Source organism: Bacillus sp. 22475, assembly GCF_052044835.1.
GTDB lineage: Bacteria > Bacillota > Bacilli > Bacillales > Bacillaceae_G > Bacillus_A > Bacillus_A cereus.
Window position 1 is genome coordinate 1 of record NZ_JBQENW010000066.1, and the last position, 7,818, is coordinate 7,818.

Genomic DNA, 7,818 nt, shown 5'->3' on the forward strand with positions numbered 1-7,818 from the left:
AGTTGCGATAGGTAAGACTTTGAAGTTATCTCCATCTTTTCCCCCGCTTAGCACTGTACGTGCGACTTTCATCGCATACAGCGCCCCATCTTATCCTTTTATACTAAAGTAACTAGATTACAAGCTTTACGGAGTTTGTTTATTTTCTTCAATTGTTTATCGTTCAATTGAAGAATTCTCATATATGTTCTAATCGTCTCGTCATTTGTAGCGTGAATCAATCTGTGGACAAATTCATGTACAATAATCAGGTTATTAAACTCGTCAGTTCCTCCCATACCTTTCGGTATTTTATGGTGACAGTGCACATCTTCAGCTATTAAGAAGATTCCGATGACAGCGCATTTACCATTTTGCATGGAATACCTGGATATTCTGTTATCTGTATACTCCATGCTTTGTCCTTTATTGGAGGATAGCAACATCTTTTGCATTTCATTGGCAATGTTACCTTTTAGGCTTTTGATGAGTTTTTGTCTTCCTTGCTTAGTGTAATTGCATATGTCTTGACTAAAACTTTGAGGGAATCGTGTTTGTATGTCCGCTAGTGGATATACATGATTGCCCGCTATTTCAAAGGTTCTATAATTGTTCCTATGAGTTCTTTTGTATAATGCATTCACATTGGTAGGAATCTTATATTTCCCTATTGATTTTAGACGATTAAACAAAGTTTTCGAGAGACGAAAGGCTATTTCAGCAAAGTCTATAGTTACATGTGTTGCAATTTTGTAATAATTTTTTATACCAAGTACATAAGAGTTATAGTCCTGTACTGTTTTCCCTGATGGGCTTTTTTGAATTGCTTTAATCCTTGTCTTTGCTTTTTCAAGGATATCCTTTTTCTTTTTCTCGCTTACATGTGTGTTTGCCACATATCTTTCGCGCTTTTTAACAGATTTGATAGAGAACCCCAGAAAATCGGAAGATTTTCTTTTTAGGTTAGTTATAGTCGATTTTTCATTAGATATATTAAGGTTTAATTGATTTTTAAGATAACCTTCTACTGCATGGAATATTTTGATTGCAGATTGATGATTGTTAGTAAATATTTTAAAATCATCTGCGTATCTAACGATATGCATTTTCTTCAATTTTGTTTTTATCAGCAATGGATTTTTGGTTGCTGTTGTGTATGGTCTTCTTGTTTTAATATTCTCCCATTGCCTAGATATCCACCAATCCAAATCGTTTAATACAACATTACTAAGTAATGGGCTTAGGATTCCTCCTTGCGGAGTTCCTTTTGTAGGAATACCTTTTCCTTTGATTGGTGCTTTTAACATTTTAGAGATAATTGTCAGCACCCTTTTATCAGTTATGCCTATGTTGTATAGTTGTTTTAATAACTTGGAATGGTTCACGTTGTCAAAGAAACCTTGTATATCAATGTCTACTACGTGACTAAATCTTCCTCTGTTTATCAGATATTGACACCTAGCCATTGCGTGGTGTGTTGACCTGTTAGGTCTGAATCCATATGAATGCTTGTGGAATTTTGCCTCGCATATTGGTTCTAGAACCTGTTTGAACATTTGTTGAATCAATCTATCTCTCATTGTAGGGATTCCTAATGGGCGTTTCTTCCCATTAGGTTTAGGTATTTCTATCCTACGTACCGTATTTGGTTTGTAATTTGTGAGAGTTTTTCTAATATCGTCAACGAAGGAATTTACATCTTCCATTTTATAATGGTCGATTGTGATACCATCTGTTCCTTCAGTTTTAGAACCACTGTTAGCCTTTATACTTCTATATGCCAATAGAATATTTTCTTTTGATATGATGTATTTATATAGATTTACACCTTTAGTAGCGTTATTTTCACTACGTTGGTATAAATCATCAAACACTTTTTGCATATCGTAATATTCTGCATTTCGTAATGTTGTACTCACCGATGTATTATTTCCCCTTTCTTACGAAAAGTCCCATCATCTTACTCGATCCTGTGAGTTACATCTAGTTAATTTAGTTTTCAAAGAACAAGACTAGGGACTATCCCTCCACATTCGCTACATGCTTCGTCGGTACTTTGTCCCCACCTTCACAAGAATGAAGCAATTTCGGTTCGTTAGAACCTTATATGCATCTGTCCGCTAGTAGGCGTTGGTGACAGTTTCTTGCTTACCACGTTCCGATTGACTTAGCTATACATATATCCTTAGGTGCTTGCTTTAAGCCTGTTATCTTTACACCCTCATCGTTAGATGTTCCGAATTTCGTATCCTTTACTCTTACTTTTCGGTAGATAACGTCATCATTGACGACATACAAATTTCTATTGTATTAATAATTTAGACCCGTACATTCGCAAGTTCGCCAGTCCGTTATTTTAGACATTCTCACCATAGATATTTTGTAGCATCCCGACCTATCCATTACCATATGATTTCTCACTTAGGTTTTGTTCAGCCGACTTCACCTAGCTTCATACAATTTGTGACTACTATCACGCCTTGCATGTAGGAGTATTAGATAAGTAGTTTCAGCTCAACATGACGGCTTTCATTCCTACTTTCAGTCAAACAGTTGTTGTTATCAAATTGATAACCCTCCTACTTCGTGTTTGCACACTTATGAGGAAACGTGTCGCACAAAGGATTATTTTGTTAAGTTTCTACAAAATGGTAATTGTTATATAATTAAATTATTACAATATTAGGTGGTGATGTAGATGACTGAAACAATCCGAATTGCTCTTTTCACTCTTATAGGAATCAGTGCTTTATTCTCTGTAATTAAAGAATTTCAAAAACCAGAAAAAAGAAAATTTTGGATTACATTTGAAACTTTAGTTCTAATCGGGGCAGCCTGGATGCTAATAGGACTTCTCATGTAACCTACATAATTAGTAACCCCCTGAATAAAACTCAATATTCCGTTAATACTGTAGACAACCCATTTCGAACCATATTCCATTACCCAAGCAGTTAGCTTTTGCTAGCTGCTCTTTTATTTCGTTCCTGTTCTTGCTTCTTAAAGAATTCTTTACCTGCGTTTTCCCAATAAGTGCACATTATCCATTCCTCCTCGAATAAATTTTTAAATCTTGTCCATACTATGAATACACTTGAGTTCTGAACTTCCTTCTTAATGCTTTTCTGGAGAGCAGTTAGCTTTTGCTAGCTGCTCTTTTTACGTTTTAAGTGAATAAAATTCTAAACATTGTCTAACACTGTAGACAAGACTTTAAAAAGTCGATTTCTCCCACTCTAGCTTTCTTGGTCGAGAGCCGAGCGGTTAGCAAAAGCTAACTGCTCTTTTTTTAATTGAAGGTTTTCTATAACATAATTTATCTGTTTTATGATTAAACTTTCATGATTCTATCTATACTAAACTTGGGCTTTATAGCTCAAATAATCTTTCATTCACTTGGCGGACAGTTTATTTAATAAATTGTTTGCCTAAGCCATTTAATAATTCTGCTTTATATTAAAATGAAATTTTTGTTTAGTTTTCTTACCTGCATAATATTTTGATATTTGTTTATACTATAGTTGTAACTTTTTGTTACAACATATATCCGTATCGATTGTAACTTCTAAAATTGTACAACGAAGCAGTTAGCTATTTCGGCTAGCTGCTTTGTTGCTTAAAATGAAGTTTTTGTTAATTCTTTTCACAATTACATAACATGAACATATAATGTAAAAAACTCATAGGTATTTTTACCTTTTTAAAAAGCACTTATATGGTGCTCTTTTTATTTGCTACTAAAATAGCGCTTTTGTTATGATTTAAAGCCTTCTACGCAAATGTCACTTTTAACATGTACTCCATATTTATCTTCAATCGCTTTTTTAATTAGCTCATTTGATTCCTTTATGCTAATATCCTGTGGATGTATACTTTTTACATTGATATCCACGCTATAGGTAACTATTGCTGTTCCATAAACCTTCATTTCCATTCTTCCTTTCTTTCAAATAAAGATTTTATTTAATCTCGCACCTAAATCAAAAACATACATACAATATTAAAAATTTACTCGTGAAAATCTGATTACGATTTTTTAGATTTTCTATATCTCATGAAACATTCACCTACCTTACTAAGGGTGCATATAAAAATGCACTCTTCTTATTTGTTGGTAAATAAGGATTTTGTTTAGATTTCATTAACCTTATTGATTCCTTTGCATACAGTATTATCACAAGGAATTCCACAGGTGGCTCTGGTCCAGTTACCTTGAATTTCTTGCACACCTTGTGGGAAGAATCCGTTTATAACAAACGGGTTCTTTTATTTTTTCGTCATAAAATAACTATTTTATTAAAAACTCTCTTTTTTCGTTTTCTTACATTTTAAAATACAAATGTAGTAAAACATAAGATTACTATGTAATTTACTAGCAGTGATCATTTAATTTAACATAATCACATCACGTTCTCATAGCATTTTTAATCATTTTCATTAAACATAAAATATAGTATAGTACCGAAAATAAAAAACATTAAAAAAAAAGAGAATGTCTTCCAAAGTTAATCTGTGATACTTTTTTGACATTCTCTTTTCTTATTTCAAAGTTTTCAAACAAGAAACTTATAAGCGATTATACGAATGTTATACCCGCACTTGCGAATCCTGTAATAGCAGTAGCTATATCGAAACCAGGTGTAGTTGATGAAACAACAAGTAATATCTTTTCTTGTGCAGCTACCCCAATTGCTTCTGGGACAATACCACTTGAAGTAGCACCGATAGCAATTAGTCCACTAAATGCTGGCGTTAACAGTAACGGTGTTCCTATTGGAGTGAAAGTATTACTTGCTGCTGGTGCGCTGTACAACTGCATTTGAATTTGTATGCTTCCTAATGCTAAAGCAACCGCTACCGTTACACTAAAGAAGCCTGCTAACGAAGTAATTGTACCTGCGCGAGGGGCTACAAATGCAAAATCAAATACTGGAGGTACAGGACCTATAGTAATTGGACCACCAGGTGGGACAATTACAGGGAAGAATGAACTTCCAAATCCAAGAAGTGCTCCTGTGTTTGCCAATCCACCTAAAACAGTTGTTAATGCTACTGGTGTTCCTGATGCAAACGGAATAACCGCTCCGCCACCAGTTGCACCTGTTGCTCCTGTTGCTCCAGTTAAACCTGTTGCTCCCGTTGGACCTGTTGCTCCTGTTGCTCCTGTTGCTCCTGTTGCTCCTGTTAAGCCTGTTGCACCAGTTAAACCTGTTGCACCAGTTAAACCTGTTGCACCAGTTAAACCTGTTGCTCCCGTTGGGCCTGTTGCTCCTGTTACTCCTGTTGCTCCACCAGTACCTGCTGGACCTGTTGGACCTGTTGCTCCTGTTGCTCCTGTTGCTCCTGTTGCTCCCGTTGGACCTGCTCCGGTTCCTGCTGGACCTGTTGGACCTGTTGGACCTGTTGGACCTGTCGCCCCTGGAGTAGCATTGATTAATTGAATTAACAAATTAAAAAGAAGTTGTAAAGTTGCAGAATCAACATTTGAGTTGCAGGATATAGGGATAAGATCTAAAGCGAAGAAGAATTGTGCAAGGGCGCTATAAAATTGTTGCAATAATATTGACAATTGTCCTAAATTAGGTGTTGGAGATTGTAATAAAACTATAATACTTTGAGTTAATTGTTTCAAAAAATTAACTTCTGGGGAAGGTAATAGGGAATTTAAGAAAGTTAAAAATTGATTAAATAAATCGAGTAACGCTAATCTGTTTGCATTACTTGGATTTGCAAAAAATGCTGAAATAGCTGATACTAATGAGTTTAGTAAAGCAATTAATTGATTTAATTGTTCCCTAGTAATAGGAACTGACTGTGGATTTTTACAACAATCTGCTGAAAAAACAATCGGATTGCAGTTATTATGATCAAAACAATCATTATGTTTCATTTATTTCCTCCTTATTTAATAATTTTGAGAGAATACTCTTATACTAAGAAACACTCAATTGTAATAGCGTTGAATATTTTTAAATATTCATTTTTCTTAGAATAAAAATAGTTACTAATAATTAAACTATAAAAATTCAGTTTAATTACTTTCACAACTCACATACTATAAGTATACGCATCTATTTATCTAATGCTTAGATTAATTTCCTAATAAAAACGCATATTTTTAAAGGAATACATTATTACTCCTATCAACGTATTTATTATATCAATAAACGAAAAGACATATTAATTTATCAGTTCAAAAATTCCATTAAGAGCTAATTATTTTGCTTTTGCTGACTAAATTTTATTTCTTTGTAACAACTTATACTCATCTTACATACATTATCTTGAATCCTTACTTGTTAAACCATTTAATTGTTCATGACTCACAAACATCAACAATATTTGAATGGTGTACTGATTCATAAAAGAGTACCATAATGGTGCTCTTTTTTATTTCAACAATTTTATATGAAATCTGTATACTTTTTTGACCAATTTCCAATAAAATTTCTTAAAACCTTAAATAATATCATTGATTATTTACTCCGAGAAAAAAATTTTTCGAAGAACCCTTTTTTAATACACTAAATATACTTTAAATTTTGATACATACTTTAAATACAGAAACCTCTAAGACATTTCAGTTAATATTTCTTTAAGATTGGAGCAGTTAATGCAAATGACTGCTCTATTTTAATTTTCATTACATAAACTTGATATTTTCGTCCATACTATACAAAACTCACGAAATATTTATACTCCTTAAATTCGTGGATGTAATGTTCTTAAAGCAGTTAGCCTATGCTAGCTGCTCTTTTTTATTTAGTTAAAAATAAGTTTTAGGTCTTATCCCTTTTCTACATCATATACTTTTAACCTAAACATCCAGCTCAAAGTGTTACCTCCTATCTTAAAGAGCACTTATGCATGGTGCTCTTTTTTATTTTCGCATAACATTTTCAACCCTGTTCATACTATTTTTGTAACTTAAAGTTACAAACTATTTCTGTAAGCGCAGCGTTTCTTTTGTACAACAAGCAGTTAGTTTTATTAACTAGCTGCTTTGTTGTGCAAAAGAAAGATCTGCACATGTATTAAGAACATACATAAAATATCATGTGGTATTCTTTTTCAATTTTAGTTTTGGTCATGGAGCGCCTTAAAAAGCGCTCTTTATATTTGCAAATAACCCTTTCGTTCAAACATACATACGATTTATATAAACTAAGCATATATTTACATAGACAAGACATAACTTTTTTAAACATGCACAATTTTTGTGCATGTTTTTTTATTTAACAAAATAACTATTTTATTATGTTTCCTAACTTACAGTAATGTCCTTAAAAAACATTCATATATATTTATCAGATGCACTTTTAAATTCCAGAGTATCAAATACTTTTAAAAGTTAACTGACCAACAATATTCGACTTATCTTTAAAAACTTATTAAAAATCACTTAGATACAAAAAAGCTACGTTTTATATAGGATAAAAAATTATCTTACGCAAAGGGGCTTGATTATTTGTGAATTACCAAAATGATAATAACTCTAACATTCACAAACCTTGCACTTGTCCATCCCCCACGGCTAACAGTTTAAATGTTGTTCAAACTACCCCATCAATAGTCTCGGTAAATTCTGCGATTCCACTAGATACCGTGGTAAATTCTAATGGTACGGCAATCTCATTCACACCACCAACAACTGTTTTACTTGAAGGTGGAAGAACCTATTTGGCAATCTATGAAGTGCAAGTTATCATTCAACCAGGAGGTAATTCGGCAGGTATCACTATGTATCTTAATAATAATCCAATCATTGGCTCTGGTACTTCTCTGGGATATACTGCAGGATTCACTTCTGTATCAGCACCCGCTATTTTCACTACACCT

General features: G+C 33.3%; 6 protein-coding genes. 2 read left to right on the top strand and 4 right to left on the bottom strand.

Translation table 11 applies throughout. From position 1 onward, the window contains the following. Nucleotides 1-98: 98 nt before the first annotated feature. Together ltrA and ACTJJY_RS31515 are read right to left on the bottom strand one after the other, a co-directional pair. Nucleotides 99-1,898 carry a group II intron reverse transcriptase/maturase gene (gene ltrA, locus ACTJJY_RS31510; protein WP_440605206.1) on the bottom strand — a complete coding sequence of 600 codons (1,800 nt, stop codon included), beginning with the start codon at nt 1,896-1,898 and terminating at the stop codon, nt 99-101. A 229-nt stretch (nt 1,899-2,127) separates the two neighbouring features. Beyond that, complete coding sequence (locus ACTJJY_RS31515) at nt 2,128-2,277, bottom strand: hypothetical protein (protein WP_165773209.1); 150 nt, start codon at nt 2,275-2,277, stop codon at nt 2,128-2,130. A 400-nt stretch (nt 2,278-2,677) separates the two neighbouring features. Here ACTJJY_RS31515 and ACTJJY_RS31520 point away from each other — a divergent pair, with 400 nt between their 5' ends. After that, the gene (locus ACTJJY_RS31520; RefSeq protein WP_098861683.1) at nt 2,678-2,842 is read left to right on the top strand and encodes a hypothetical protein; all 165 of its coding nucleotides are present in this window, start codon (nt 2,678-2,680) and stop codon (nt 2,840-2,842) included. An 891-nt stretch (nt 2,843-3,733) separates the two neighbouring features. Here ACTJJY_RS31520 and ACTJJY_RS31525 read toward each other — a convergent pair. Together ACTJJY_RS31525 and ACTJJY_RS31530 are read right to left on the bottom strand one after the other, a co-directional pair. After that, complete coding sequence (locus tag ACTJJY_RS31525) at nt 3,734-3,907, bottom strand: hypothetical protein (protein ID WP_176523442.1); 174 nt, start codon at nt 3,905-3,907, stop codon at nt 3,734-3,736. Nucleotides 3,908-4,555: 648 nt separating this feature from the next. Next, complete coding sequence (locus ACTJJY_RS31530; protein ID WP_440607415.1) at nt 4,556-5,869, bottom strand: exosporium glycoprotein BclB-related protein; 1,314 nt, start codon at nt 5,867-5,869, stop codon at nt 4,556-4,558. A gap of 1,580 nt (nt 5,870-7,449) precedes the next feature. On the opposite strand from ACTJJY_RS31530, the gene ACTJJY_RS31535 reads away from it, so the two are divergent. Beyond that, nucleotides 7,450-7,818: hypothetical protein (locus ACTJJY_RS31535; protein ID WP_098794278.1), on the top strand; the 369-nt coding region annotated here is incomplete at its 3' end.

Bases quoted from the DNA above. Each gene is read 5' to 3' on its own strand.
- ACTJJY_RS31520 (WP_098861683.1), top strand. From the start codon at position 2,678: ATGACTGAAACAATCCGAATTGCTCTTTTCACTCTTATAGGAATCAGT.
- ACTJJY_RS31525 (WP_176523442.1), bottom strand. From the start codon at position 3,907: ATGAAGGTTTATGGAACAGCAATAGTTACCTATAGCGTGGATATCAAT.
- ACTJJY_RS31530 (WP_440607415.1), bottom strand. From the start codon at position 5,869: ATGAAACATAATGATTGTTTTGATCATAATAACTGCAATCCGATTGTT.